Genomic DNA, 25,700 nt, shown 5'->3' with positions numbered 1-25,700 from the left:
TTAGAAAATGGGCCGGGGCTGGTCCGGCCAGATGCCGCGCGTATCGAGCACCGTCTTGTCGGCGCGTTCCTCCAGCGGGATCGACTTGAAGACGTCGTGATCGACCAGCACGACCATGATCGGGCAGGTCTCGATCGCGGTGTCGACGTCGATCAGCGTCGCGCCGGTGCCGGCGAACGCCGCGGGCAGGGTCTTCGCATAGGGCTCGACGATCCGCACGCGGTCGCCGAACGCTTGCGCCACTGCGTGCGCGACCTTCAGCGCCGGGCTTTCGCGGAAATCGTCGATGTTCGCCTTGAACGCGAGGCCGAGGCAGGCGACCGGCGCATCCGGCATCGCCTCGACCAGCGCGGCGACCTGCGCGATGACGTGATCGGTCTTGCCGTCGTTCACTTCGCGCGCGGTGCGGATCAGCGGGGTCTGATCGGGCGCGGCGTGGACCAAGAACCACGGATCGACCGCGATGCAGTGGCCGCCGACGCCCGGGCCGGGCTGGAGGATGTTGACGCGCGGATGACGGTTGGCAAGGCGGATCACCTCCCACACGTCGACGCCCATCGTGTCGGCGATCAGCGACAATTCGTTGGCAAACGCGATATTGACGTCGCGGAACGCGTTCTCTGTAAGCTTGGTCATTTCCGCTGCCCGCGCCGTCGTAGTGACGCAGGCGCCGCGGACGAACCGCCGGTAGAAGGTGAGCGCCTTGCGCGCGCACCGCGGCGTGATGCCACCGATCACGCGGTCATTGTCGATCAGTTCGACCAGGATACGGCCGGGCAACACGCGTTCGGGGCAATAGGCGATGGCGATGTCGGCCTGCTCGCCCGCACGACCGGGAACCCGGATATCGGGGCGGAGCTTGGCCAGGACGTCGCGCACCTGTTCGGTAGTGCCGACCGGCGAGGTCGATTCGAGGATGATCGTGTCGCCGGCCTTGAGCACCGTGGCGATCGTCGTCGCGGCTTGCAGGACATAGCCGATGTCGGGCGCGTGATCGTCGTCGAAGGGAGTCGGCACGGCGATCACGAACACGTCGGCGGATTCGATCGTCGTCGATGCACGCAGCGTACCGCGCGCAACCACGCCCGAGACGAGACCGTCGAGGTCGACTTCCTCAATGTGCACGCGGCCCGAATTGACCGTTTCGACGACCGATTCGGTGACGTCGACGCCGAGCACGCGCGCGCCAGTCCGCGCGATGATCGCAGCGGTCGGCAAGCCGATATAGCCGAGGCCCATGACGACGACGGAGAGTTCGGTATCAGACAGCATGCTGGGCGAATCCCTTGGCGATGATTTCGGCGATCCTGGCGGCGGCATGGCCATCCCCGAACGGGTTGTGCGCGCGCGCCATCGCCGCATAGGCCGTTCTGTCGTCGAGCAGCGTGAAGATTTCGGAAACGATGCGGTCTTCGTCGGTGCCGATCAGTTTCGCGGTACCGGCGGCGATGCCTTCCGGGCGCTCGGTCGTCTCGCGCATGACCAGGACGGGCTTGCCGAGCGCGGGCGCTTCCTCCTGTACGCCGCCCGAGTCGGTCAGCACGATCTCCGCCATCCCGAGTGCGCGGACGAAATGCGGATAGTCGAGCGGTGCGATCCGCGCGACGTTCTCGCGGGCACCGAGGATATTGTCCATCACCGATACGACGTTCGGATTGGGATGGACCGGGAACAGCACCGCGACGTCCTCGCGCTCGGCGATCCGTCCGATCGCGCGCGCGATGGCGGCCATGCCGTCACCGAAATTCTCGCGTCGATGCGTGGTAACGAGCACGATGCGCTTGCCCGCAAATCGCGCGGCGAGCGCGTCAAGTCCGGCCGCCAGCGAAGGATCGGCCGCGACCCGGTCGGCGGTCCAGTGCAGCGCGTCGATGACGGTGTTGCCGGTGACGTGGACCGTGTCCGCCGCGATCGTCTCGCGAAGCAGCGCATTCGCCGCGGTTTCAGTCGGGGCGAAGTGCAGCGTGGCGATCGGCGCGACGATGCGGCGGTTCACTTCCTCGGGCCAGGGGTGGTAGATATCGCCCGACCGAAGTCCCGCCTCGACATGCGCGACCGGCACCTTGCGATAATAGGCGGCGAGCGCGCCGGTCATCGCGGTCGCGGTGTCGCCCTGCACGACGACGAGATCCGGTCGTTCCGCATCCATCACTTCGCCCAGCCCGACCAGCAGCCGCGCGGTGAGCCTGTCGAGCGTCTGGCCGGGCTCCATGATGTCGAGATCGATGTCCGGCGCGAGATCGGCGATCGCCAGCACCTGATCGAGCAACCCGCGATGTTGTGCCGTGACGCAGGTGCGCACTGCTAGGCCCGGCGTTCCGGCCAAGGCTCGGATGACGGGGAAGAGTTTGATCGCTTCGGGACGCGTGCCGAATATGACGAGGATTTTTGACATGGAACCTCTGTAGCCCAGCGCGTTTAATGAGGCGCTAACCGGCTGCGACGTTTCGTCGATCGGGCAGCCCGATTTGCACGGACCCGTAACGACCGGTAAATGGTGCAGTGCAACCAACGACCTCGAAGACAACACTGGGAGCTCCGAATGACCATAAAGCCACTGCGCAAGGCCGTGTTTCCGGTCGCTGGCCTCGGCACACGCTTCCTGCCCGCCACCAAGGCGATGCCGAAGGAAATGCTGACCGTCGTCGACAAGCCCCTGATCCAATATGCGGTCGAGGAAGCGCTCGAGGCGGGGATCGAGCAGATCATCTTCGTAACCGGACGCGGCAAGGGTGCGCTCGAGGATCATTTCGATATCTCGTACGAGCTCGAAGACACGATGCGCGCGCGGGGCAAGTCGCTGGACGCGATCAGCCACATCCGCATGAAGCCGGGCTCGCCGGTGTATGTTCGTCAGCAGGAGCCGCTCGGCCTCGGCCATGCGGTGTGGTGCGCGCGCGAGATCGTCGGCGACGAACCGTTCGCGGTGCTGCTGCCCGACGAGCTGATGGTCGGCAAGCCCGGCTTCATGAAGCAGATGGTCGAGGCGTATAACCAGGTCGGCGGCAACGTGATCGGCGCGCTCGAAGTGACCGACGCGGAGACCGATAAATACGGCATCATCTCGCCAGGCGCGATTGATGGCCGGCTGACCGAAGTGGTCGCGCTCGTCGAGAAGCCCAAGCAGGGTACTGCGCCGTCGAACCTGATGATTCCCGGCCGCTATATCCTCCAGCCCGACGTGATGCGGATTCTCGAAAACCAGGAAAAGGGTGCGGGTGGCGAGATCCAGCTGACCGACGCGATGGCGCAGCTGATCGGCAACCAGCCTTTCCACGGCTTTACCTTCGACGGCCAGCGCTATGATTGCGGCGACAAGGCCGGGTATATCCAGGCGAACTTCGCGCTCGCTCTGGCACGCGACGATATCGGGCCGGCCGTACGTGACTTTGCGAAGGGCCTGCTGGCGGGCTAAAGCCGCCGGAGTTCCAGGATTACGCCGCGCTTGCAGTACCGCAGGCGCGGCACCCTGGATCCTTTGGCAGGCGGATCGAGCGGAAGCGTAGCGCGAGCAGATCTACCAGCAGCAATTTCCCCGCAGGATCGTCGCCGAACGGCGCGATCGCGCGGAGGACTTCCAGCGCGGCGAGACTGCCGAGAACGCCCGTGACCGGCCCCAGCACGCCGTCTCCCGCGCAACTCGTCTCGGCGCGTTCGGGGTCCTCGCCGACGAAGCAGCGATAACACGGCTTGTCTGCTTCCCAGCCGCGATACGTGGCGAGTTGTCCTTCGAACTGACCGACGGCGGCCGAGACGAGCGGGATCTTCGCGGCATATGCGGCGTCCGCGACGCAGAACCGCGTCGCGAAATTGTCGCAGCCGTCGAGGACGACATCGGCGCCAGCGAGCAGGCCCGCCACGTTCGAGACGTCGATCCGAACGCGGTGCGTGTCGACCGCGACGTGCGGGTTGATCCGCCGTACCGCCGCTGCCGCCGCCTCGACCTTGGCGATGCCGGTATCCGCGGTCGTGAAGATCGTCTGGCGCTGAAGGTTCGACGGCTCGACCGAATCGTCGTCGATCAGGATCAGCCGTCCGACGCCCGCTGCCCCCAGATATTGGATCGCGGGCGAGCCGATACCGCCGGCGCCGACGATCGCGACACTCGCCGCTTTCAGCCGCGCCTGGCCGCTACCGCCGAATTCCTTGAGGACGATATGGCGTGCATACCGGGTGAGTTCGTCGTCGGAGAGGATCATGCGCCCCAGGCGAACGTCAGGCTGGTTCGATACCAGGTGTCGGTATCCGCATCGACCACGTCGATCGAATCGCGCGCGCCGAGGATCACGCCGGCGGCATATTGCTCGACCGTCGGGCAGTCGATCGCGCGCGGCGTGACGCGGCGGACGCGGCCATCGGGGGTTATCAATACCGCAAGGTCGAGCGTCAGGCTCCAGCCCTGCATCGTGCGGATCGCCTTGACGCACCGCCCGGCCATCACTTCGCCATGCACATAGGCCGACGTGTTCGCGAGCGTGCTGGCCTGCTTGCGGATGCGCAGGACGGGCAGCGCGGTCCAGTCCTGCGGCGGCATTCCGGCGGTCGTCACGCTCGACGGCACGAGGATCGTCGGCGGGGCGATCGGCGCAACGGCCTGAACCAGGAGGAGAAGTGCGGCGATCATCGGCCAGTCGATCCGAACCCGCCGGCTCCGCGCGACGTCTCGTCCAGCGTCGCGACTTCGGCGAGCGTCGCGCGCAGGACGACCGCGGGGACGAGCTGCGCGATGCGGTCGCCCCGCGCGATGTCGAAGGGGTCTTGGCCGAGGTTGGCGAGTATGACCTTCACTTCGCCGCGATAATCGCTGTCGATCGTGCCGGGGGTGTTGAGGCAGGTGACGCCGTGCTTCAGCGCGAGGCCCGAGCGTGGGCGGACCTGGACCTCGTAGCCGGTGGGAATGGCGATTGCGAAGCCGGTCGCGACGGCGGCGCGTTCGCCTGGGGCAAGCGTCAGCGCTTCGGCGGAGACGACGTCCATCCCGGCGGCACCCTCGGTCGCATAGGCGGGCAGGGGCAGGCCCTCGCCGTGCGGCAGGCGGTTCAGTTCGATACGGATCATGACGCGGCTTCTAGCGCATCGGCGATGCGGTCCGCCAGTCGGGCGGCGACTGCGTCCTTGGGAAGGCGTTCCCAGCTTTCGACGCCGGCTTCGGTGACGAGGTGGACACTGTTGTCCGTGCCGCCCATCACGTCGCCCGATACGTCGTTGGCGACGATCCAGTCCGCGGTCTTGCGAACGCGTTTTGCGACGGCGTGCTCGATCACGCGTTCGGTCTCGGCGGCGAACCCGATCAGCAGGCGTGGGCGGTGCGGACTGCGCGCCAAAGCCGCTAGGATATCGGGGTTTTCCGTGAGGGTCAGGGTTGGGGTCGCATTGCCCTTCTTGATCTTCTGCTGGGAGGACTCGACGTGCCAGTCCGCCACCGCGGCGACCATGACGGCGGCGTCGACAGGCAGCGCACGATCAACCGCGTCCGCCATCTCTCGCGCGGTCTCGACGTCGATCCGGTCGACGCCATGCGGCGTCGGCAGCGTCACGGGGCCGGCAACCAGCGTCACGCGCGCGCCGAGCCGTGCCAGCGCTGCGGCGATCGCGAAGCCCTGTTTGCCCGACGAACGGTTGGCGATGTAGCGGACCGGGTCGATCTGCTCGTGTGTCGGGCCGGCGGTGACGAGGACGTGGCGGCCGGCCAGGCGCTTCGGCGGGGCAGGGGCGAGCAGCGCTTCGATCGCGGCGACGATCGCGGGCGGCTCGGGCAGGCGGCCGGGGCCGTACTCACCGCACGCCATGATACCCTCGTCGGGCGTCATTACCGTCACGCCATCGGCACGAAGTTGCGCCATGTTGCGCACGGTCGCGGCGTGGGTCCACATCCGAACGTTCATCGCCGGCGCGACGAGGACGGGTGTATCGGTTGCGAGCAGTAGCGTGGTGGCGAGGTCGTTCGCGAGGCCTGCCACCATCCGCGCCATCAGGTCGGCGGTCCCCGGCGCGACGACGATCAAATCGGCTTCCCGGCTGAGCTGGATATGACCCATCTCGGCCTCGTCCTTGAGGTCCCAGAGCGTCGTGTAGACCTTGTCCTCGCTCAGTGCCGCGAGCGTCATCGGCGTGACGAAATGATGCGCCGCCTCGGTCATCACGCAGCGCACCGCGTACCCGCGCGTCCTGAGTAAGCGGATCAGTTCGGCGGCCTTGTAGGCGGCGATCCCGCCACCGACGATCAGGAGGATGCGTTTCATGCCGCTACCCTAACGGATAATGCGCTTCACGGTAATGCGTCGGGTATCGAGCGCCGCGGCGAACAGGTCGCGCAATCCGTCAAGCGCCAGGATGAGACCCGTCAGCAGCAACGGGGAGACCAGCACCGCGCTCTGCGACGTGCCCGATCGGTCGAGCAGCGCGATCAGAAGCATCGCCAGCAGGATCGTGCCGAGAACACGCGTCGCGATGGCGTCGCGCCAAATCGTCCATCCGAACAGCGCAAGACCGACGACCGGCCCGGCCACCCATAGCGGGACATAGTCCAGCATGGTGGCCGACGCGAACGCCGATACGACGCTGCCGGTACCGGCCGGAGCGTCTGTGCCGGCCACGGCGATGTCGAGCGGCGTAACGATCGCAGCGACCGCATGGGCGTGGAAGGCGAGCACGATCATGAGCAGGCCCAGCGCTGCGATCCAGCCTAGCGTTTCGTTGCGTCGACGATCGCGTACCGCGAACCCGGCCATCGTCACGATGTAGAGCGCGGCCGAATCGCAGATCAGCGCAGCGGCCAGCCCGAACGCGACCGCGTCGATCCAGTTACCCGGCAGACGTAAGCCGAGCGACAAGGCTATCAGCAAGCCCGCCCAGGTCTCTGGTAAATTCGAGAGCTCCGTCCGCAACAGGGGCGCGAGCCCGGCGAACAGCAGGACCGCGGCAAGCGTCCGTGCCGCGCGCGTCTTCAGCACGAGCTTTAGTCGCGCATACCAGGCCACCGCGACGGCCGCCGCGAGGAGATAGAGCATCGTCGTGACGGCCAGGCCGGGCAACGAGCCTGCCACGACGGCCAGCGTCGGCAGGGGAAACGCCGTGAACGGTTCGAGCGGATATTTCCCGGCGCGCAACGCATCGCCTGCGACCGTATAATAGCTGCCGCCATGCCGTACGTCTTCGACGATCCCGGCATACAGGCTGGTGTCGGCCGGCCCTGCGGGAGCCGAGACCGCAATCACGGTGGCGAGCAGCACGAGGACGAGCAACGCCAGCACTACGCGTGCCGTGGGTTGCGACACGACCGCGAACCGGGATGGCGATGCAAGCCACCGCGGGGTCAGCGCGCGGCGCATCGCCCGACTTTCCCGCACTCTTCTCGTCGAATCTCGACCCGGCGGATCACGTCAGGACGAACCAGGATCCGACGACCCCGGCGGCGGCGGCGAGTACGGCGACCAGGCCGTAGCGCCAGCCGCCGCCGAGCCGGATCACTTCGATCTCGCGCAGCGGCATCGTCGGCGGGGCGCCGCCGGGGGCCGGGTAATGCGCTTCAATCCGGCGGACCAACTCTGGCAGGCGGGTCAGCGTCTGGAAATCGGCGATCAGGCGCTCGGCGATCATCGCCTCCGGGCCGAGCTCGCCGCGGATCCAGTCGCGGACGAATGGCTCGGCGGCTTCCCAGAGGTTGATGTCGGGGTTGAGGCTGGTCGCGACGCCCTCGACCATCACCATCGTCTTCTGGAGCAGCAGCAGGTGCGGCTGCGTCACCATGTCGAAATCGCGCGTGATCGAGAACAGGCTGTCGAGCATCATGCCGATCGACATGTCCTTGACCGGCAACCCGCGCATCGGCTCGCCGACCGCGCGCAAGGCTGTGGCGAATTCGGCGACGTCGTGGTGCGCGGGGACGTAGCCCGCCTCGAAATGGATCTCGGCGACACGCTTATAATTGCCGGTAATGAGGCCGTAGAGGATCTCGGCGAGCCAGACGCGCGCGCGCCGGTCGATCCGGCCCATGATGCCGAAGTCGATCGCGGCGATGCGGTTGCCGGGGAGCGCGAACAGGTTTCCCTGGTGCATGTCCGCGTGGAAGAAGCCGTCGGCGATCGCCTGGCGCAGGAACGCGCGGACGAGGGTGTTGGCGAGGCCTGGGAGGTCGTAGCCGGCAGCGACCAACGCCGGTCGGTTCGAGAGCTTGATGCCGTCGATCCACTCGATCGTCATGACCTTGTTGGTCGAGCGCGCCCAGTCGATCGCGGGGATGACGAAATCGGGCTCGGCTGTCATGCCCTCGGCGAGTTCGGATGCAGAGGCGGCTTCGCGGCGGAAGTTGAGTTCCCTGAGCGTCCAGCGCTTGAACGTCTCGATCGTGAGGCGCGGGCGGAGGCGCATCGCCTCGGGGCTGAGCGCCTCGAGTTGTGCTGCGGCCCAGCTGTACGTGTCGATCGCGCGGGCGAAATCGTCCTCGACGCCGGGGCGGAGAACCTTGACCGCGACCTGGCGGCCATCGGTGGTGACGGCGCGGTGGACCTGTGCGATCGACGCGGCGCCGACCGGGATGGGCTCGATGCGCGAAAACAACGTCTCCAGCGGCTTGCCGAAGCTCGCCCGCATCGCCGCTTCGATCGTCTCGTAGGGGACGGGCGAGAGCTGGTCCTGCAACCGCAGCAGATCGTGAGCGGCCTCCTCCCCGACGAGATCGGGGCGGGTGGCGAGCGTCTGGCCGAGCTTGATCGCCGCGGGTCCGATCGCCTGGAACGCATCGGCGTAGCGCGGCACTGCGGGCACGCGCGCGCCGAACCGGGCGATCCGTGCGAGGCGACGGACGGGGGCTGGCGTGTTCGGGTCACGCTCGATGCCCCGCAGCGCTCCGTGGCGAGCGAGGATGCGGCCCCATTTGAGGAGTCGCCAGATGTGGGTGGTTGAGGCGGTCACTGAGAGTGTGCGCTGCGAGAAGAGGCGTGTTCACGCGAAGGCGCGAAGGCGCGAAGAGAAGTAAGAATTGGTTCGCGCAGAGGCGCAGAGGCGCGGAGGTGTGGCGCCCCGCCGCGGATGCGGCTTTTCATCATTGACGAAGGAGAAACAAAGCGCGGCTGCGCGCAGGAGGCCGTTGCGCCTTTGCTTCTTCTTACTCTCCGCGCCTCTGCGCCTCTGCGCGAACACATCTTCGCGCGCCTTCGCATGATCACTAGATCTTCCACCCGCTGTGGATCGCGACGAGTCCGCCCAGCAAAGGCTCGACCTTGGTCTGCACGAAGCCCGCATCCGCGATCATGGCCTTGAACTTGGGCATGTCGGGGAAGCGGCGGATCGATTCGATCAGATAGCGGTAGCTGTCGGCGTCCTGCGCCAGAAGCTGGCCGAGCTTTGGGACCATCTTGTGCGAATAGGCGTCGTACACCTCGGCGAACCCAGGCCACACCGTCGTCGAGAATTCGAGGCAGTAGAAGCGCCCGCCGCGACGGAGCACTCGGTGAGCCTCGCGCAATGCTTTGGGAATGTCGGTGACGTTACGGATGCCGAACGCGATCGTGTACGCGTCGAAGAACTTGTCCGGGAAGGTTAGCGTCTCGGCGTTGGCTTCGGTCCAGACTAGGCCGTCGATCCCGCGCTTCTGGGCGCGCTGCATGCCGACTTCGAGCATCTGAGGGTTGATGTCCGCCACCGTGATCGACGCGCCCGACGGCTCCATGCGGAAGGCGATGTCGCCCGTGCCGCCGGCCATGTCGAGGATCTGCTCGCCCTCGCGCGGCTTTACGCGGCGGACGAAGCGGTCCTTCCACAGGCGGTGCATGCCGCCCGACATCGCATCGTTCATCAGGTCGTATTTGCCCGCGACGTTCGAGAAGACGCCGCCGACGCGGGCGGTCTTCTCGGTCGCGGGGATGTCTTCGTAGCCGAAGGAGACGGTATCGGGCGTGACGGTGGCTGCGGGCGCGATCAAGTCGTTCATATCCTGCGCTCTAGCCGCGCCTTGTGGCGCGAGCAAACGCAACCTAGCTGCAAAGCGTGCCAGAATTACCAGAAGTCGAAACCACCGTGCGCGGGCTGGAGCCCGTGCTGAAGGGCCAGCGCCTGACCTCGGTAGAGCCGCGCCGCGCCGACCTGCGCAAAGCCATCCCGGTCGACCTGCGCCAGCGAATGACCGGCGCGACTGTCATGACGCTCGGGCGGCGCGCGAAATACGGGCTGATCGATACCGATCGCGGGGACACGCTTGTCTTCCATCTCGGCATGTCGGGGCGGTGGCGAGTCGATCCGAGCGAACTGCTCGCGCACGATCACCTTTTGATCGGCACGGCGGCGGGGCGGACGGTCGCGCTCAACGATCCGCGGCGATTCGGATTTCTCGATCTGTGGGCGACCGACGACATCGCCAATTATCCGCCGTTTCTCAGCATGGGACCGGAGCCGCTCGGACCCGATCTGACCGCTGCGTATCTGCTGGAGGCGCTCGAAGGGCGGGGGGCGTCGATCAAGGCGATGCTGCTCGACCAGCGAATCGTCGCGGGGCTCGGCAACATCTATGTGTGCGAGGCGCTGCACATGGCGAAGATCGCGCCGTCACGCGCGGCGGGCCGGATATCGTTGTTTCGACTCGAGCGACTCGTCGAGGCGATTCGGACGGTGCTGACCGCCGCGATCCTCGCTGGCGGGTCGTCGCTTCGCGATTACGTCCGGCCGGACGGCGAACTCGGCTATTTCTCCAAGCAATGGCGCGTCTATGGTCGCGAGGGCGAGGCTTGCGAATGCGGTGCTACCGTCAGGCGGCGTACCGAGGGTGGACGCTCGACGTTCTGGTGTCCGAAGTGCCAACGCGGTTGACGGTGTAACGCAAAGTGGGTAGGGCCGCGGCTTCGAGAGGGCGTAGGAGCAATCCGGCGCCCCTTTTTATTCATTCGAACATCCAGAGGGCTTCATGGCGAACACGCCGCAGGCGAAAAAGCGTATCCGTCGCAACGACCGTCGCGCGGAAGTGAACGGCAACCGAGTCGGCCGTATCCGTACCTTCATCAAGAAGGTCGAGGCCGCATTGGCTTCGGGCGACAAGGGCGCAGCGACCACCGCACTGGCCGCGGCACAGCCTGAGCTTCAGCGCGGCGTCGCCAAGGGCGTGCTGCACAAGAACACCGCGAGCCGCAAGTTCGCGCGTCTGACCAAGGCCGTCACCGGGCTCGCCTAAGCGACCGATCACTGCCAGAGCGGATCACCCGTCGGGACATTCCCGGCGGGTTTTTTGCGTCTGCGAACGGAACCGATGTCGGGGCAGCACAATCAACGGATTCCCCGCGATTCGAGCGACCTAAGATCAAGTCATGAAAGTGCAACAATCCCAAAAATTGCCTTAACACAGCGACTTATAAAAATTCCGACGCATTTCCGGGGCTTGGTCAAGTCAACCCGCTTTATTTCGAAAATGTGACGTGTCGGGGCCTTGCTAGACTCGCCGATCGCTTCATAACTGATTGCACGGCGCTGGCGGATCACGGACGTGAATCACCGACGAGACCAACGGGGCCGGGGGAATAGGGCGAAGATGCCGGACGACCGTTTGACGGCGTCACGGGGATCATTTTCTGTCGGGGCTATATCACCCGCGCGAGCAATCTCGCGGGGTCGGAGAAGTGTGCGCGTGACGAAGTGGCAAGGATCAGTGACGCACGCGACCGAGGCCGAGAAGGCCTGGGCCCGCGTTCGTGCATCCTTGCGCGAGTCGGCCGGCGCACGACTGTTTGAGCAGTGGCTGAAGCCGATCGAGCTGATCCCCGGCGAGGACCGCGATACGATCCGACTCGCGCTGCCATCGGCGTTCATGACCAACTGGGTCCGCAATCATTATGCGGACCGGCTGGTGCTCGAATTCAAGCAGATCCTGCCCAACGTCCGCACCGTCCAGATCGAGACCCGGGCGCCGGGTCGCGCTCCTGTCGTGCTCGCGATCGAGCCGGTGGCTGACGCCGTTGCGCCTCGGCCCGTTGCAGATCCTTTGCCGGTCCGGGCCGAGCCTGCCCCCGAGCGGGGCGCCGAGCCGGTACAGGCTTCGATGAAGTTCGGCGTCGATCCGTCGCTGAAGCCGGCACCGGCGCCTGTCGTGATGTTGGCGCCGGTCGGCGTGCCGGCCGAGCGGCCGCCGCTCGATCCGCGCTATACCTTCGCGCGATTCGTCGTCGATCCGTCCAACAAGGTGGCGTTCAACGCGGCCAAGGTGCTCGCCGAGCCGGGCCCGGTGCGATTCAGCCCGCTGTTCCTCCACAGCGGCACGGGGCAGGGCAAGACCCACCTCATGCACGCGATCGGCCACGCGTTCCTCGAACATAACCCGCACGCGATCGTGCTGTGCATGTCCGCCGAGCGCTTCATGTACGACTTCGTCGCGTCGATGCGCGCGCGCGATACGCATGCGTTCAAGCAGCGCCTGCGCGGTGCCGACCTGCTGCTGATCGACGATCTCCAGTTCATCGCCGGCAAGGACGCGACGCAGGAAGAATTCTTCCACACGGTCAACGAGATCATGGCGGCGGGCAAGCGTCTGGTGATCTCCGCCGATCGCTGCCCGCAGGCGCTCGAAGGCGTCGAGGCGCGGATCGTCAGCCGCATGGCGGTGGGCTTGGTCGCGGACATCAAGGCGCCTGATCTTACGCTGCGTCGGACGATCCTCGACCGGAAGCTCGTGGACCTGCCCGACATGCGCGTGCCGACCGACGTGCTCGACCTGCTGGCGGCGCGCATCCACGCGAACATCCGCGAGCTTGAGGGCGCGCTGAACCGGGTCGTGGCGTACGCGCAGCTGACCGGGGATACGATCGACCTCGACTTCGCGGTCGCGACGTTGGGCGAGGTTCTTCGCGGGGCGCAGAAGCGCGTGACGATCGACGAGATCCAGAAGCTCGTGTCCGCGCATTTCGAACTGAAGCCGCTCGACCTGATTTCGGCGCGGCGCGCTCGGGCGGTGGCACGACCGCGGCAGATCGCGATGTATCTGGCCAAGCGGCTGACGACTCGGTCGCTTCCCGAGATCGGCCGAAAATTTGGTGGGCGTGATCACTCGACGGTGATCCATGCGGTGCGGAAGATCGAGGAACTGCGCGATTCGGACCGCGACATCGATGCGGCCGTGCGCGTGCTGATGCGCGAGCTCGAAGGCTAGGCCGGCCCCCACTTCATTGTCCTCCCGTGAAGGCGGGAGTCCAGTCTGGACCGCCGCCTTCGCGGGGGAACACTCTTAGGTATCAGGCTTCCACAGGACGTAACCACACCCCCAAACCGTCATCCCAGCGAAAGCTGGGATCTCGTCGTGTGGGGAGCGTCGCGTCCAACGGGGGAGACCTCAGCTTTCGCGGGGGTGACGGAAGTAGAAAGGGGGCGGACAGGTGCCGTCTGGTCGCGCTAGACCTGCAACCCCATCGCGTCCTGCGTCTGCTTCAACACCGGCGCCGCCAGCGCGCGCGCCTTCTCGGCTCCCGCCTGCAACACCGCGGTCACCGCACTGCGGTCGTCCAGCAACCGCACCATCTCGTCTCGGATCGGTCCGAGCTTGGCCACTGCCAGGTCTGCCAGCGCAGGCTTAAACGCGCCGAAGCCCGTGCCGCCGAACTCGCCGAGCACTGTCGCAACGTCCGTGTCCGCCAGTGCCGCGTAGATCGTCAGCAGGTTGCGGGCCTCCGCCCGGTCGCCCAGTTCCTCGACCGTCGCCGGCAACACGTCCGGATCGGTCTTGGCCTTGCGGAACTTGTCCGCAATCGTGTCGTCGCTGTCGATCAGTTTGACCACCGACTGCTCGGAGGGGTTCGACTTCGACATCTTCGCCGACGCATCGCGTAACGACATGATCCGCGGCGCCGCCTTGCTGATCAGCGGCGCGGGCAGCGTGAACAGGTCGACGCCATAGTCGCCGTTGAACTTGGTCGCGATGTCGCGCGCGAGTTCGAGATGCTGCTTCTGGTCCTCGCCGACCGGCACGTGCGTCGCATTGTAGAGAAGCACGTCGGCCGCCATCAGTACCGGATAGTCGTAGAGCCCGACGCTCGCGCCTTCGCGGTTCTTGCCCGCCTTGTCCTTGAACTGCGTCATGCGGTTCAGCCAGCCGACGCGCGCGACCGTGTTGAGCAGCCACGCCATCTCGCTATGCGCGGGGACGCGCGCCTGGTTGAACAGGATCGACTTCGCAGGATCGATCCCCGCCGCGATCATCGTCGCGGCGACCTCGATCGTGTGCGACGACAGCTCGGCAGGCGCGATCCATTCGGTCGGCGCGTGGAGATCGGCGATGAAGAACATCGACTCGCCGCCCTGCGCTGCGACGTCGTCCTGGAGCGTGACCCACTGCTTCACCGCCCCCAGGTAATTGCCGAGGTGGAGATTACCGGTGGGCTTGATGCCGGAAACAACCCGTTGAACAGGGGCGCGCATAGTGAAACCTATCTGGAACGACGCAGAAGCGTGGAGATGTCGCCCAGCCGGAACGCGCCGGTGAGCAATGTCGCGACCGCATAGACCACGCCGCCGGTGGTAACCAGCACCAGCATGGCGCCCCAGCGTTGTATGCTGGTGCCGGTCACGAAGGGCTGGAACAGGTCGTTTAGGAAATACATCACGACGCCCATGATCAGCGCGGCCACTAGCAGCCGCCATGTCCGTCGCCGCAGCCGCGCATCGGGTATGAAATGCCCGCGACGCACCAGCGTCCGGTACAACATCGCGACGTTGACCGTGCTCGCGATCGCCGTGGCAAGCGGTGGCCCCATGTGACCGAGCGGCTTTATGAAGGCGAGGTTGAGGACGAGGTTCACGACCATCGACATCGTCGCATAGCGGACCGGTGTGCGCGTATCGGATCGCGCATAATAGCCCGGCGTGAGGACCTTTACGAGGATGTAGGACGGCAGGCCGATCGAGAAGGCAGCGAGCGCCTGCGCGGTCAGCACGCTGTCTTCGAGCGCGAATTTGCCGTGCTGGAACAGCGCGCCGACGATCGGTACGCCGCACACGATCAGCGCGACCGTCGCGGGCAGGGTGAGGAACAGCGCGAGTTCCATGCCGCGGTTCTGCGTCGTCATCGCCTCCGCATCCTCGCCGCGGCCGAGCTGGCGCGAAATGGTGGGAAGCAGGACGGTGCCGAGACCGATGCCGATCAACCCGAGCGGGAGCTGGTTCAGTCGGTCCGCGAAATAGATATACGAGACCGATCCCGCCGGCAGCAGCGCGGCAGCGAGCGCGGTCGAGACGACGAGATTGATCTGCACGGCACCGGCACCCGCCGCGGCAGGCCAGATCAGCGACATGAGTTTCTTGACGTCGGGATTGAGCTGCGGACGCTTTAGCCGGAGTTTTACGCCCGAGGCGCGGCAAGCGTAGATCAGCCAGAGAAGCTGCAATGCGCCCGATACAGTGACGGCGATGCCTTGGTTGCGCGACGTCAGCAATGGGTCATGTTCGTGGAACAGCAGCAGTGCGGCGATCAGCGTTGCATTCAGCAGGATCGGCGCGGCCGCATTGATCCAGAATTTGTGCAGCGAATTGAGGATGCCGCCGAGCAGCGAGACGAGGCTGATCAGCGGCAGATAGGGCAACATGATCCGCGACAGATGGACGACATAGTCGAACCGCTCGGCACTCGCGCCATTGAATCCGAAGGTCAGCAGCCATGTCAGCGGCCAGGCCGCGATCTCGAAGATCGCGGTCATCAGGATCAGCGTCGGCAGCAGCACCGACAGGGCGTCCTCGGCGAACGCGATCCCGTCGGGCAATCCGCGCCCGTCCTTGGCGCCGACCTTCCGATTGAACATCGGAATGAACGCCGCGGAGAACGCGCCTTCCGCGAACAGCGCACGGAACATATTGGGGAGGCGAAACGCGATCAGGAACGCGTCGGACGCGAACCCGGCGCCGACGAACCGCGCGAACAGCGAATCGCGTACCAGCCCCAGGATACGGCTGACGAGCGTCAGCCCACCGACCGATCCCAGCGCCTTGGTAAGGTTCATCTACGCGCGCTCCGCCCCACTCGATCAGGCCTGGCCGAAATCGCCGACGTTCGGCTGGATACCAGCCTGCTCCGACTGGGTCAGGTACAGCTGGCCGAAATCGATCGGCTCGAGCAGCAGCGGCGGGAAACCACCGTCACGTACCGCATCCGACAGCACGCGACGCGCGAACGGGAACAGCAGGCGCGGCGCCTCGCCCAGCAGGAACGGCTGAACATGCTCGGCCGGGATGTTGCGCAGCCCGAACAGGCCCGCGTACGAAAGGTCGACGATGAACGCGACCTGGCCGTCGCTCTCGGCGCGGACGTCGATCTTCAGCACGACCTCGTGAACCTCGTCGCCGACCTGCGCCGCACCGATGTTGAACTGCACGTCGATCGCCGGCGGGGTCTGGTTCTGATAGACCGCGGGTGCGTTCGGGTTCTCGAACGACAAGTCCTTGACGTATTGCGAGATCAGCCCGGCAGCGGGGACCGTGTCTTCACCGTTCGCGAGAGCCTGGTCGGGCATGGTGAAGCCGTTGTCCTGATCATCCATTCGTCATGTCCTTAGAAGATAAGCGGAGAAATGGGACCGAAGCGGCACGCTTGCGCGTTCATATCGGTCAAGGCGCTGCGAGTAGCAGTGCCGACGGGGCGTTTCAACGGGCCCGGGTTTGAATAAGCGCAGCTTTGGCCTATGTTAGCCCGAAGATCGGAGGCACGGTTGTTTTACGTAGTTCTTCTCGCGATGGTTGCAGGCTTCTTGGCGATGCGACTTTATAGCGTGCTCGGCAAGCGGACGGGGCATGAACAGCCCCTGCCGCGTACGGCCGAAGACCGTCCCGCGCTCGCCGTCGTTCCGCGAACGATCGATGCGACGCCTGAGCCACGCGAGGTGGCCAGCCGTAACATCGAGCCGGGCGCCGAAGCAGGCCTGCGCTCGATCGTCGCCGCCGAACCTGGGTTCGACGTCAACCAGTTCCTCGAAGGTTCCCAGGCGGCCTACCGCATGGTCCTTGAAGCGTTCTGGAAGGGCGACGAGGAACAGCTCGGGTATCTTGCGGAAGACGATGTCCGTGCCGCGTTCGCAGAGGCTATCGCTGCACGTGTCGCGGCCGGCGAAGTGCTCGACAATCGTCTTGTGTCGATCGAGCGCGCGGTGATTTCCGACGCGAGCGTTTCGGGCCGCGATGCCCGGATTACCGTTCGGTTCGATGCGGATATCGCTGCGGTTACACGCGATGGCGACGGCGTCGTGCTGGCCGGGTCGTTGACCGACGCGGTCGAGACGCATGACGTCTGGACCTTCGCACGGACGCTCAAGAGTAGCGATCCGAACTGGAAGCTTGCCGACACCGACGAGGCGTGATCGTGCGGTCCAGGGGGGGCGGGGCCAGCGCTTTGGCGCTGTCGATTTTGCTCAGCGCATGTGTCGGCGGAGTCGCGCCGCCGCGATCGGGGCCAGCACCGGTTGACGATAACCGTGACTCCGATCGCGAACAAGCGCGTGCGCCCGTACGCGTTCATCCCTCGCGCGACACTGGCGCATCCCCGAACATCCGCGGCATTCAGATGCCGGCGCGAATCGTCGGTGCGGTGCCGGTGTTGCCGATCCCCGTTAATGCACCGACGGCGCCGACGAATGCGGCAACCGCTGGCGTCGTTGCGGGCCCGGCGATTGCTAGCCTGCCGATCGACGACGCTCAGGCGCAGTCCGCGCTGCAGGCCTTCATCACGAGTTGCCCGTCGCTGGTTCGGCGTAATGACGCATCGGGTCTCACCCGCGGCGCCGATTGGCAGCCGGCCTGTGCCGCCGCCGTTTCGGTGCCACGTGGCGGGGCGCGCAATTTCTTTGCGCAATGGTTCGAGGCGGCGCAGGTCGGCGACGGCAAGGCGTTCGCAACGGGCTATTACGAGCCTGAGATCGCTGGTTCGCTGGAACGGCGCGATGGCTATGCGCCGATCTATGGCCGTCCGAACGACCTGATCGACGTAGACCTCGGCGCGTTCTCGACCGCGCTGAAGGGCAAGAAGATCCGCGGTCGCGTCGATCGCAGCAATCTGGTGCCGTATTACGATCGGACCGCGATCGAGCAGGGGGCGATTTCGGGCCGGGCGCCCATCCTGGCCTGGGCACGCGATCCGATCGAACTGTTCTTTCTCCAGATCCAGGGATCGGGGCGGTTGCGACTGCCCGACGGCGAGATTCTGCGCGTGGGCTATGCTACCCAGAACGGGCGCGACTATACCGGCATCGGCGCACTGATGAAGTCACGCGGGTTGCTCCAGCCGGGACAGACTTCGATGCAGGGAATCGTCGCGTGGCTCCACGCGCACCCGGCCGAAGGGCAGGCGATCATGCGCGAGAACAAGAGCTTCGTGTTCTTTCGCGAGTTGGAGGGGGCGCCGTTGGGAGCCCTGGGCTTGCCGGTCACCGGCCAGGTCAGCGTGGCGGCGGACGTCAAGTTCGTGCCGCTCGGCGCGCCCGTGTTCCTGTCGCTTGATCGGCAGGATGCCAGCGGCTTGTGGATTGCGCAGGATACCGGCGGTGCGATCAAGGGCAGCAATCGTTTCGACACCTTCTGGGGTGCCGGCCCCGCGGCGGAGTCGACCGCAGGCGGCATGGCCGGGCGTGGTACCGCGTTCCTGTTGCTGCCGATCGGTACGGTCCAACGTCTGAATGGCCAACGTCTGAGCGGCCAGCCTTTCAACGGTCAGATGAATGGGGCGCAAGATGGCGGGCCGATCCCTCAACCCTGATGAGGCGCAACTCTGGGCGCGCGTGATGGCGAGCGTCCGGCCGATGCGGGTGGTCGCGGTCCGCATCCCGGATCGCGCACCGCCGCTGCCACCACCACCCAAGCCGCTGATCGGTCCCAACGGCAAGATCATACCGCCTCCGCCTGCGCCGATGGGCAAGGTGAAGCCGCTGATCCGCACGGTCGTCACGCCGTTCGCCAGCCGGGCGGGGGCGAAACCAGCGGTGGTGCCGCGGCCGGTGGCCAAGCCGATCACGGCCAACACGCTCGACGGCGGCTGGGACAAGAAACTCGTGCGCGGTGCGGTGGTCCCCGACAGTTCGATCGACCTTCACGGCCATACGCTGGCGTCTGCGCATGCGTTGCTCGATGTCGGGCTGGGGCGAGCGATCGCGCGTGGCGACCGCGTGTTGTTGCTAGTAACGGGCAAGCCGCCGCGGCCTGAAAGCGAGCGTCCGCACGCACGTGGCGCGATCCGATCGGCCGTGGCGGACTGGCTGGCAGGCTCGCGTCATGCGGACTCGATCGCGGCGGTCCGCGGTGCGCACCCGCGGCATGGCGGGCAGGGGGCGTTGTATATCGTCCTGCGTCGGGGGCGGGATTAGGACTGGCGGCATTTGATCTTGCAATCCTCCCTCGCCAGGGGGAGGTGGCTGGCTCTGGCCAGACGGAGGGGGAGGTAAGGAAGAACCGCCGTTGCATGTTCCTCCCCCTCCGTCGCCTTCGGCGCCACCTCCCCCTGGCGGAGGAGGATTTATATACTGCGTCGACGACAGACTCGAAGCGTTAGCGCAGTGCGCGGGCGATCACGTCTTCGTAGATATTCGTCAGCGCCTTCAAATCCTCGACCGCGACCGCCTCGTCGACCTTGTGCATCGTCGCGTTGATGAGGCCGAACTCGACCACGGGGCAGAGCTTCGACAGAAAGCGCGCATCGGAGGTTCCCCCGGTGGTCGACAGTTCCGGGACGATCCCGGTCGCGCCTACGATAGCGTCCGACAACATTGTGGAGAAGCCGCCCGGCTCGGTGAGGAACGCTTCACCCGACACCTTGCCGGTCACCACCGCGCCCGGCGCATGACGCTCCGCGATCGCGCGGATCCGTTCGATCAAGTCGGGCCCGCGATGGCAGTCGTTGAACCGGATGCTGAGGCGAGCCGATGCCTTGGCGGGGATGACGTTGTGGGCGGGGTTGCCGACCGCGATGTCGGTGACTTCAATGTTCGACGGCTGGAACCAGTCGGTCCCTTCATCGAGCACCACGGTCTCGATCTCTGCCAGGATCGCGATCAGTCGCGGGATCGGATTGTCGGCGAGATGCGGGTAGGCGACGTGGCCCTGGCGCCCCGGCACGTCGATCCAGATATTGACCGAGCCGCGCCGCCCGATCTTCACCATGTCGCCGAGCCGCTTGGTCGAGGTCGGTTCGCCGACGAGGCACAGGTCGGGCACGATCCCCCGCGCGGCCATCCGCTCCATCAACGCGACGGTGCCGTAGGTGGCGGGGCCCTCCTCGTCACCGGTGACGATAAGTGAAAGCATCCCGGCATCGCTCCGGCTCGCGGCCGCAACAAAAGCCGCGACCGCGCCCTTCATGTCGACCGCACCGCGTCCGTAGAGCAACCCGTTTCGGACTTCGCCGGACCAAGGCGAGCCTGTCCAGCCTTCGCCGGGGGGTACGACGTCGACATGCCCGGCAAATGCGAGATGCCGCGGTCCTTCGCCGCGCACCGCGAGTAGATTCTCGACCGGGCCGTCGGGCGCCTCGCCGACCGTGAAGCGATCGACCGCAAAACCGAGGGGGACGAGCGCCGCCTCCAGCACATCGAAGACCGCTCCACGCGCTGGCGTTACGCTATCCGCGCGCAGCAAGGCCTGGGCGAGCGCGACCGGATCGATCATGCGGTCGCAGGCACCGGCTGCTCGAATTGTTCGAGGACCCATTCCTCTTCCTGGGCGGCGGCGATCCAGTCCTGCATGAAGGGATGTTCGAACATCGCTTGCATATAGCCTGCCGCGAAGCGTGCGATCGGCAACTGGTACGTGACGATTCGGGTGACGAGTGGCGCGAACATGATGTCGGCAGCGCCGAACTGGCCGAACAGGAAATCCCCGCCGCCGCCAAAGCGTGCCCTGGCCTGCGCCCAGATCTCCATGACACGCTGCAATTCGACGAGCACGTCGTCGTCGGGCGTCTGCGCCGGGAAGACCTGGCGCACGTTCATGCTGTGCTTGCGACGCAGCGCGGCAAAGCTCGAATGCATCTCTGCCGCCATCGACCGCGCCATCGCGCGCGCCGCGTTGTCCTCGGGCCAGAAGCGCTCGCGCCCGACCTTGTCGGCGAGATAGTCGACGATCGCGAGACTGTCCCACACCACCGCGTCGCCGTCCCACAGGATCGGCACCTTACCGGACGACGGTGCGAACTCGTCGCCCGAGCGGCGCTTTTCCCAATCGGCGTCGTACATCGGCACGACGACCTCCTCGAACGGCAGCCCAGACTGCTTGCACGCGAGCCAGCCGCGTAGCGACCAGGAGGAATAGGCCTTGTTGCCGATGATCAGTTTCATGCGCGCGGTGCTAGGCGAGGGGACGACAAGAGGCAATCGCCCCGCTCGCGGATCGGGGTAGACGTTGGTGTATCAGAACAGGCCGGGGACCTCGCGTTGCGCCGTGCCGGGACGATCGGGCATCAGCAGATCGTGCCGCGTTTCGGACGTACGCAACGAGCGAGCGCTCGCATCGCCGGTAATCGGCGTACAACTGCGTCCGGCCAGGAAGTTCAGCGCCTGTCGCGTCGACGATTCGAGCGGGTCGCCAAGCTGGTAGCCGATATCGTCCGACGCCCGGCACGACGCCTCAACCTTGGTGGCCAGCCCGTCATAGTAATCACCCTGGCGCGCGGCATTCTGCGTCGCCAGGGCGACCACGCGCAGACGATCGTCGCAGGATTCCCTGTCGAGCGCGATCTGGCCGACCGGCTTGCCGTATGTGTTGGTGCCGATCAGCCCGGCGTTCGTGTGCAGGTACGGCGTGAAGGCGTTGATCACCAGTTCGCTCGCGGACGCCGTGCCGCCCGTGCCGATGAAGGCGATCCGCGTCGGCGCGATCGATTCGGGCTGGGGTGCGAAGAACCGCGTCGTGTTGTTCGAAGCCTTCTCGGTGCGGAACGTGACGTAATCGAATACCTCGGACGTCGACCGGGCGCCGCCGAGCAGATCGCCGAGATATTCGGCCGTCTCGATCAGGCCGCCGCCATTGTAGCGTAGATCGACGATAACTTGCGTGATGCCCTTCGATCGGAAATCGGCAAAGGCCGCCTTCAAGGGCGCATTGGCGGTCCGAATGAACGTCCGCAGGTTCAGATAGCCGACGCGGCGTCCGCCATCGTCGATGATCTTGGCGCCGTAGCGGGTTGAAACGGGCAACAGCTCGAAGTTGGTCTTGGCGACCGTGACGGTGCGCGTTCCCGCGGCGTCGCTGACGCTCATGACCCGCGATGTGCCGACGGTGTCGGGGCCGAGCGCCGTGGTCAGTCCAGCGGTACCCTCTGCGGCGACGATCGCGCTGACGGCTCGCAACGTGCTGGATGAGGTGCCGATGGCGACGATTTCCGTACCGCGGTCGATGCCGGCGGCGAGGCCGGGCGCACCTTCGAACGCTTCTGCGGCAAACAGCCGCTGGCCGGTCTGGTCCAGCGCAAAGCGCAGCCCGAAGCCCGCCGTCGCGCCCGAATTATTATACGCGTTCTCTTCCCTGATCGACGTCAGATACGTGAAGTACCGATCCTTGCGCTGCGCCCGCGCGGTCGCGGTCAGCGCATCGATATAGTCGTCGACCGTGGTGTAAGCAGCCGGACTGAGCGTCGCGGGAAGCGTGTCCGGGAACAGATACCATTCGCGAAGCTGTGCTGCGGCCCAATCCTGGCGTTCGCGCAACGAGCATCCGGCGGTCGACGTCGGCGTGGGTGTCGGGGTCGGAGTGGTGGCCGATCCGCCCCCGGTCGTGCTCGATCCGCCGCCGTCCCCGCCGCCACAGCCTGCCAGCATGGCGGCCAGTGCCAGTGTCGTCCCAAAACGCTTACGCATTACGCATTCTCCCCCGTTGCGGGAAAGCTACGAAGTTTGACGAATAATGTCAGCCTGGAAACGCAAGGTTGGTTCGATCTCGTCGCGTCTGTGCCGATCTCGCGCCGCTTAGCTGACGGCTTCGACCACGGCTGCGCGGAGTTCGGGAATACCCATGCCGTATTCGCTCGACGTGACCAGGATGTCAGGATGCGCGGCAGGGCGCTTTCGGGCCTCGATCGCAGTGCGTTCGGTAACCTCGACGAGCTCGGACGCCTTGATCTTGTCCGCCTTGGTCAGGACCATGCGATAGCTGACGGCTGCCTTGTCGAGCATCTCCAGGATCTCGCGGTCGACGTCCTTGATACCGTGGCGCGAATCGATCAGCACCAGCGCGCGCTTCAACACGTCACGGCCGCGCAGGAAGTCGTTGATCAGGAAGCGCCACTTCTTGACGACGTCTTTCGGCGCCTTGGCGAACCCGTAGCCGGGCATGTCGACGAGCCGGAACGCAAGCGGAGCGCCGACGTCGAAGAAGTTCAGCTCCTGCGTTCGGCCCGGCGTGTTCGACGTGCGCGCCATCGAGTTGCGGCCGGTCAGCGCGTTCAACAACGACGACTTGCCGACGTTCGAACGACCGGCGAACGCTACTTCCGGCACCGAAGCGTCGGGCAGGAATTCGAGCGTCGGCGCCGACTTCAAGAAGCCGACATGCCCGGCGAACAGCTTTCGCGCATGCTCCAGCATCTCGGGCGTGAACGGCGCGTCGGTCGGCTCCAGGTCGGGGCCTAAGTTCGGAACGTCGTTCACTTGGTCACCGGCACTTTCAGGCCCGGATGGCGGGCGTAGAGCAGCTTCTGCTGGATGATCGTCAGGACGTTCGACGTGATCCAGTACACCTGAAGGCCGACCGCGAACGGCGCCATCACGAACATCAGGACCCATGGCAGCAGTTTGAAGACCTGCTTCTGCGTGTCGTCCATCGGCGTCGGGTTCAGCTTGAACTGGAAGTACATGCTGATGCCCAGGATGATCGGCACGACACCGATCGCGATCATGTGCGGCGGCGTGAACGGCAGCAGGCCGAACAGGTTGAGCGGCGTCAGCGGATCGGGCGCGGACAGATCCTTGATCCACGCGACGAACGGCTGATGACGCATTTCGATCGTCAGCATCAGCACCTTGTACAGCGCGTACATGATCGGGATCTGGAGCAGCGTCGGCGCACAGCCGGCGAGCGGATTGACGCCCTCCGTCTTGTACAACGCCATCACTTCCTGCTGCATCCGGACCTTGTCGTCCTTATGCTTCTCCTGGATCAGCTTCATCTTTGGCTGGACGGCGCGCATCGCGGCCATCGACTTGAACTGGCGCTGGGCGATCGGGAACAGCAGGCCGCGGATCGTCACCGTCAGCAGGATGATCGCGACGCCGAAGTTGCCGACCATGCGGAACAGCCAGTCGAGATAATAGAAGATCGGCTTCTCGACGATCCGGAACCAGCCCCAGTCGATCGCGTAATCGAGCTTGGCGACGCCGCCGGCCTGATCGGTGTAGCGATCGAGCAGGCGGACTTCCTTTGCGCCGGCGAAGAAGCGCGACGTCTGCGTGATGGCCTGGCCGGGTGCGACCTGCCTGGGCTGGAGCGCGTAGTCCGCCTGGTATGCCTTGTTGGCGCCGGCGCGGAACTGGCCGTCGAACGCCTGGCCCTGGTCGGGAACGAGGGCGGTCAGCCAGTATTTGTCGGTGAAGCCGAGCCAGCCGCCGGTCGTCGTGAACTTCTGCGCGGCTTCGTCGATGTCCTTGTAGTCCGGGCGGTAATGCGCGCCGCCATTGTCGACCGACATCGGCCCGACATGGATCGTCATCGACGACGGATCCTTCGAGACGCCGACGCGGTTGACGAGGCCGTACGTCGCGACGGGAACGGGCGCGGTGCCGGCGTTCAGGACGGTCTGGCGAACCGTGAACATGTAATCCTGGTCGACTGCGATCTGGATGCGGAAGCGCTGGCCGGTGGCGTTGGTCGCGTCGAGCGTGACGGGCGTGGCTGGCGTCAGCGTCGTTGCGCCCGAAGCCGTCCAGACGGCGTCGGCGGCGGGCGGGGTCAGCCCCTGCGCACGCCAGCCGAAGCTTGCGAAATAGGCGCCCGGCGCACCGGCGGGCGAAAGCAGGCGGATCGGTGGCGAGTCCTTCGCAACCGTCTCGTCGTAATTCTTGAGCACGAGATCATCGATCCGCGCGCCCTTCAAGTTGATCGAACCGGACACGCGCGGCGTCTCGATACGGATGCGGGGGGTGCTCGCGATTACGGCGTTGCGGTCGCCGATTGCGGCGGCACCATCCGCGGCCGGATCGGCGGCGGGGTTGGCGATCGGCTTGGTCTTGCCGTCCTCGATCCGGGTCACCGGTGGATTCGCCGTCGGGAAGAACTTGCCCTGGATCAGCGGCCATCCGAACAGGATCAGCGCCGCGATCACCGCGAACAGCACGAAATTCTGCTTGTCGTCTTTCACAGGGCGGCGTCTTTCAATTTCTTGTCGATGTCTGGGACCGGATCGGGGCCGTACCCGCCCCACGGATGGCAACGCGCGATACGCTTCGCCGCCAACCAGCCCCCCTTGAGCGCGCCATAGCGCCCAACGGCCTCGATTGCATAGGCTGAACAGGAAGGATCGTAGCGGCAACTCGATGGCAGGACGAGGGAAGGGCCCAGTTGCCAGGCGCGGGCGAGGAGGATGAGGAGGCGGGCTAGCATGACTTTTTGCAACGCTGCGCGAGATCATTAGCTGCGCGAAACCCCAAGATTGTTTCCCCGCGAAGGCGGGGACCCAGACTGGGCACCCGCCTTCGCGGGTGAACAAGTAACGGGAGGAAGGTGGCTATTTGGCATCCAGCACCACACCATCCGAACCCTAGCACCACGGCAAA

25 protein-coding genes are annotated in these 25,700 nt (G+C 65.8%); 7 read left to right on the top strand and 18 right to left on the bottom strand.

What is annotated here, in order from left to right; genetic code table 11:
- Both wecC and wecB read right to left on the bottom strand, forming a co-directional pair.
- The gene (wecC, locus tag AC1MLZ_RS04655; RefSeq protein WP_480960674.1) at positions 1-1,272 is read right to left on the bottom strand and encodes a UDP-N-acetyl-D-mannosamine dehydrogenase; all 1,272 of its coding nucleotides are present in this window, start codon (positions 1,270-1,272) and stop codon (positions 1-3) included.
- Positions 1,262-2,395: a non-hydrolyzing UDP-N-acetylglucosamine 2-epimerase gene (gene wecB, locus AC1MLZ_RS04650; protein WP_480960673.1), complete on the bottom strand. Its 1,134-nt coding sequence runs from the start codon at positions 2,393-2,395 to the stop codon at positions 1,262-1,264. Before wecB ends, wecC begins: the two co-directional genes overlap by 11 nt.
- Before the next feature lie 147 nt (positions 2,396-2,542).
- On the opposite strand from wecB, the gene galU reads away from it, so the two are divergent.
- Positions 2,543-3,415 (top strand): UTP--glucose-1-phosphate uridylyltransferase GalU, encoded by an 873-nt coding sequence (gene galU, locus AC1MLZ_RS04645; RefSeq protein WP_480960672.1) that lies wholly within the window; start codon positions 2,543-2,545, stop codon positions 3,413-3,415.
- Positions 3,416-3,434: 19 nt separating this feature from the next.
- On the opposite strand, the gene AC1MLZ_RS04640 is transcribed toward galU, so the two are convergent.
- The 7 genes from AC1MLZ_RS04640 to AC1MLZ_RS04610 all read right to left on the bottom strand — a co-directional run bounded on the left by AC1MLZ_RS04640 (position 3,435) and on the right by AC1MLZ_RS04610 (position 9,931).
- On the bottom strand, positions 3,435-4,199 hold the full coding sequence (locus AC1MLZ_RS04640) for a HesA/MoeB/ThiF family protein (RefSeq protein ID WP_480960671.1): 765 nt from the start codon (positions 4,197-4,199) through the stop codon (positions 3,435-3,437).
- Positions 4,196-4,624, bottom strand: coding sequence for a hypothetical protein (locus tag AC1MLZ_RS04635; RefSeq protein WP_480960670.1), 429 nt, complete (start codon positions 4,622-4,624; stop codon positions 4,196-4,198). Before AC1MLZ_RS04635 ends, AC1MLZ_RS04640 begins: the two co-directional genes overlap by 4 nt.
- Positions 4,621-5,058 carry a dUTP diphosphatase gene (gene dut / locus AC1MLZ_RS04630; protein ID WP_480960669.1) on the bottom strand — a complete coding sequence of 146 codons (438 nt, stop codon included), beginning with the start codon at positions 5,056-5,058 and terminating at the stop codon, positions 4,621-4,623. Before dut ends, AC1MLZ_RS04635 begins: the two co-directional genes overlap by 4 nt.
- Positions 5,055-6,242, bottom strand: coding sequence for a bifunctional phosphopantothenoylcysteine decarboxylase/phosphopantothenate--cysteine ligase CoaBC (coaBC, locus tag AC1MLZ_RS04625; protein WP_480960668.1), 1,188 nt, complete (start codon positions 6,240-6,242; stop codon positions 5,055-5,057). The genes dut and coaBC overlap by 4 nt, the downstream gene beginning before the upstream one ends.
- A gap of 9 nt (positions 6,243-6,251) precedes the next feature.
- Positions 6,252-7,331, bottom strand: a complete 1,080-nt coding sequence (locus AC1MLZ_RS04620) for a hypothetical protein (RefSeq protein ID WP_480960667.1) — start codon at positions 7,329-7,331, stop codon at positions 6,252-6,254.
- A 46-nt stretch (positions 7,332-7,377) separates the two neighbouring features.
- On the bottom strand, positions 7,378-8,913 hold the full coding sequence (gene ubiB / locus AC1MLZ_RS04615; RefSeq protein WP_480960666.1) for a 2-polyprenylphenol 6-hydroxylase: 1,536 nt from the start codon (positions 8,911-8,913) through the stop codon (positions 7,378-7,380).
- A 253-nt stretch (positions 8,914-9,166) separates the two neighbouring features.
- Positions 9,167-9,931: a class I SAM-dependent methyltransferase gene (locus AC1MLZ_RS04610; RefSeq protein WP_480960665.1), complete on the bottom strand. Its 765-nt coding sequence runs from the start codon at positions 9,929-9,931 to the stop codon at positions 9,167-9,169.
- Between the two features lie 56 nt (positions 9,932-9,987).
- Between AC1MLZ_RS04610 and mutM the strand changes: the two genes are divergently transcribed.
- The 3 genes from mutM (at position 9,988) to dnaA (ending at position 13,126) form a co-directional block, all read left to right on the top strand.
- Positions 9,988-10,803, top strand: a complete 816-nt coding sequence (gene mutM, locus AC1MLZ_RS04605) for a bifunctional DNA-formamidopyrimidine glycosylase/DNA-(apurinic or apyrimidinic site) lyase (RefSeq protein WP_480960664.1) — start codon at positions 9,988-9,990, stop codon at positions 10,801-10,803.
- 94 nt (positions 10,804-10,897) lie between these two features.
- Entirely contained in the window at positions 10,898-11,161 is a 264-nt protein-coding gene (gene rpsT / locus AC1MLZ_RS04600; protein WP_031394736.1) for a 30S ribosomal protein S20, read from the top strand.
- Positions 11,162-11,611: 450 nt separating this feature from the next.
- A complete protein-coding gene (gene dnaA, locus AC1MLZ_RS04595) occupies positions 11,612-13,126 on the top strand; it encodes a chromosomal replication initiator protein DnaA (RefSeq protein ID WP_480960663.1) in 1,515 nt (504 codons plus the stop codon).
- Between the two features lie 239 nt (positions 13,127-13,365).
- Here dnaA and trpS read toward each other — a convergent pair whose 3' ends face one another.
- The 3 genes from trpS to secB are packed head-to-tail and all read right to left on the bottom strand — an operon-like array spanning position 13,366 to position 16,499.
- Positions 13,366-14,388 carry a tryptophan--tRNA ligase gene (gene trpS / locus AC1MLZ_RS04590; protein ID WP_480960662.1) on the bottom strand — a complete coding sequence of 341 codons (1,023 nt, stop codon included), beginning with the start codon at positions 14,386-14,388 and terminating at the stop codon, positions 13,366-13,368.
- A gap of 8 nt (positions 14,389-14,396) precedes the next feature.
- Positions 14,397-15,962, bottom strand: a complete 1,566-nt coding sequence (gene murJ, locus AC1MLZ_RS04585) for a murein biosynthesis integral membrane protein MurJ (RefSeq protein ID WP_480960661.1) — start codon at positions 15,960-15,962, stop codon at positions 14,397-14,399.
- Positions 15,963-15,986: 24 nt separating this feature from the next.
- Positions 15,987-16,499, bottom strand: a complete 513-nt coding sequence (secB, locus tag AC1MLZ_RS04580) for a protein-export chaperone SecB (protein ID WP_480960660.1) — start codon at positions 16,497-16,499, stop codon at positions 15,987-15,989.
- Between the two features lie 168 nt (positions 16,500-16,667).
- Here secB and AC1MLZ_RS04575 point away from each other — a divergent pair, with 168 nt between their 5' ends.
- From AC1MLZ_RS04575 to AC1MLZ_RS04565, 3 genes are all read left to right on the top strand, one after another.
- Positions 16,668-17,312 (top strand): Tim44/TimA family putative adaptor protein, encoded by a 645-nt coding sequence (locus AC1MLZ_RS04575; protein WP_480960659.1) that lies wholly within the window; start codon positions 16,668-16,670, stop codon positions 17,310-17,312.
- A 203-nt stretch (positions 17,313-17,515) separates the two neighbouring features.
- A complete protein-coding gene (gene mltA / locus AC1MLZ_RS04570; protein ID WP_480960658.1) occupies positions 17,516-18,703 on the top strand; it encodes a murein transglycosylase A in 1,188 nt (395 codons plus the stop codon).
- Entirely contained in the window at positions 18,678-19,307 is a 630-nt protein-coding gene (locus AC1MLZ_RS04565) for a Smr/MutS family protein (RefSeq protein WP_480960657.1), read from the top strand. Before mltA ends, AC1MLZ_RS04565 begins: the two co-directional genes overlap by 26 nt.
- A gap of 181 nt (positions 19,308-19,488) precedes the next feature.
- Here the strand turns inward: AC1MLZ_RS04565 and dapE are convergent, their stop codons facing one another.
- From dapE to yidD, 6 genes are all read right to left on the bottom strand, one after another.
- Positions 19,489-20,604 carry a succinyl-diaminopimelate desuccinylase gene (dapE, locus tag AC1MLZ_RS04560; protein ID WP_480960656.1) on the bottom strand — a complete coding sequence of 372 codons (1,116 nt, stop codon included), beginning with the start codon at positions 20,602-20,604 and terminating at the stop codon, positions 19,489-19,491.
- Positions 20,601-21,272 (bottom strand): glutathione S-transferase, encoded by a 672-nt coding sequence (locus AC1MLZ_RS04555; protein WP_480960655.1) that lies wholly within the window; start codon positions 21,270-21,272, stop codon positions 20,601-20,603. The genes dapE and AC1MLZ_RS04555 overlap by 4 nt, the downstream gene beginning before the upstream one ends.
- 72 nt (positions 21,273-21,344) lie before the next feature.
- Positions 21,345-22,790 carry a S41 family peptidase gene (locus AC1MLZ_RS04550; protein ID WP_480960654.1) on the bottom strand — a complete coding sequence of 482 codons (1,446 nt, stop codon included), beginning with the start codon at positions 22,788-22,790 and terminating at the stop codon, positions 21,345-21,347.
- A gap of 108 nt (positions 22,791-22,898) precedes the next feature.
- Complete coding sequence (yihA, locus tag AC1MLZ_RS04545; protein ID WP_056052878.1) at positions 22,899-23,516, bottom strand: ribosome biogenesis GTP-binding protein YihA/YsxC; 618 nt, start codon at positions 23,514-23,516, stop codon at positions 22,899-22,901.
- Positions 23,517-23,575: 59 nt separating this feature from the next.
- On the bottom strand, positions 23,576-25,285 hold the full coding sequence (gene yidC / locus AC1MLZ_RS04540; protein WP_480960653.1) for a membrane protein insertase YidC: 1,710 nt from the start codon (positions 25,283-25,285) through the stop codon (positions 23,576-23,578).
- Positions 25,282-25,527, bottom strand: a complete 246-nt coding sequence (gene yidD, locus AC1MLZ_RS04535) for a membrane protein insertion efficiency factor YidD (RefSeq protein WP_056051180.1) — start codon at positions 25,525-25,527, stop codon at positions 25,282-25,284. Before yidD ends, yidC begins: the two co-directional genes overlap by 4 nt.
- Positions 25,528-25,700 lie beyond the last annotated feature (173 nt).

Source organism: Sphingomonas sp. PEI4 (genome assembly GCF_056679955.1).
Note: the sequence above shows the minus strand (reverse complement) of the source record. Positions and strands in the feature narration are given on the sequence as shown.

Coding starts and splice junctions, on each gene's coding strand:
- wecC (WP_480960674.1), bottom strand. CDS start 1,272: ATGCTGTCTGATACCGAACTCTCCGTCGTCGTCATGGGCCTCGGCTAT.
- wecB (WP_480960673.1), bottom strand. CDS start 2,395: ATGTCAAAAATCCTCGTCATATTCGGCACGCGTCCCGAAGCGATCAAA.
- galU (WP_480960672.1), top strand. CDS start 2,543: ATGACCATAAAGCCACTGCGCAAGGCCGTGTTTCCGGTCGCTGGCCTC.
- AC1MLZ_RS04640 (WP_480960671.1), bottom strand. CDS start 4,199: ATGATCCTCTCCGACGACGAACTCACCCGGTATGCACGCCATATCGTC.
- AC1MLZ_RS04635 (WP_480960670.1), bottom strand. CDS start 4,624: ATGATCGCCGCACTTCTCCTCCTGGTTCAGGCCGTTGCGCCGATCGCC.
- dut (WP_480960669.1), bottom strand. CDS start 5,058: ATGATCCGTATCGAACTGAACCGCCTGCCGCACGGCGAGGGCCTGCCC.
- coaBC (WP_480960668.1), bottom strand. CDS start 6,242: ATGAAACGCATCCTCCTGATCGTCGGTGGCGGGATCGCCGCCTACAAG.
- AC1MLZ_RS04620 (WP_480960667.1), bottom strand. CDS start 7,331: ATGCGCCGCGCGCTGACCCCGCGGTGGCTTGCATCGCCATCCCGGTTC.
- AC1MLZ_RS04610 (WP_480960665.1), bottom strand. CDS start 9,931: ATGAACGACTTGATCGCGCCCGCAGCCACCGTCACGCCCGATACCGTC.
- rpsT (WP_031394736.1), top strand. CDS start 10,898: ATGGCGAACACGCCGCAGGCGAAAAAGCGTATCCGTCGCAACGACCGT.
- trpS (WP_480960662.1), bottom strand. CDS start 14,388: ATGCGCGCCCCTGTTCAACGGGTTGTTTCCGGCATCAAGCCCACCGGT.
- murJ (WP_480960661.1), bottom strand. CDS start 15,962: ATGAACCTTACCAAGGCGCTGGGATCGGTCGGTGGGCTGACGCTCGTC.
- secB (WP_480960660.1), bottom strand. CDS start 16,499: ATGGATGATCAGGACAACGGCTTCACCATGCCCGACCAGGCTCTCGCG.
- mltA (WP_480960658.1), top strand. CDS start 17,516: ATGCCGGCGCGAATCGTCGGTGCGGTGCCGGTGTTGCCGATCCCCGTT.
- AC1MLZ_RS04565 (WP_480960657.1), top strand. CDS start 18,678: ATGGCGGGCCGATCCCTCAACCCTGATGAGGCGCAACTCTGGGCGCGC.
- dapE (WP_480960656.1), bottom strand. CDS start 20,604: ATGATCGATCCGGTCGCGCTCGCCCAGGCCTTGCTGCGCGCGGATAGC.
- AC1MLZ_RS04555 (WP_480960655.1), bottom strand. CDS start 21,272: ATGAAACTGATCATCGGCAACAAGGCCTATTCCTCCTGGTCGCTACGC.
- AC1MLZ_RS04550 (WP_480960654.1), bottom strand. CDS start 22,790: ATGCGTAAGCGTTTTGGGACGACACTGGCACTGGCCGCCATGCTGGCA.
- yihA (WP_056052878.1), bottom strand. CDS start 23,516: ATGCTGGAGCATGCGCGAAAGCTGTTCGCCGGGCATGTCGGCTTCTTG.
- yidD (WP_056051180.1), bottom strand. CDS start 25,527: ATGCTAGCCCGCCTCCTCATCCTCCTCGCCCGCGCCTGGCAACTGGGC.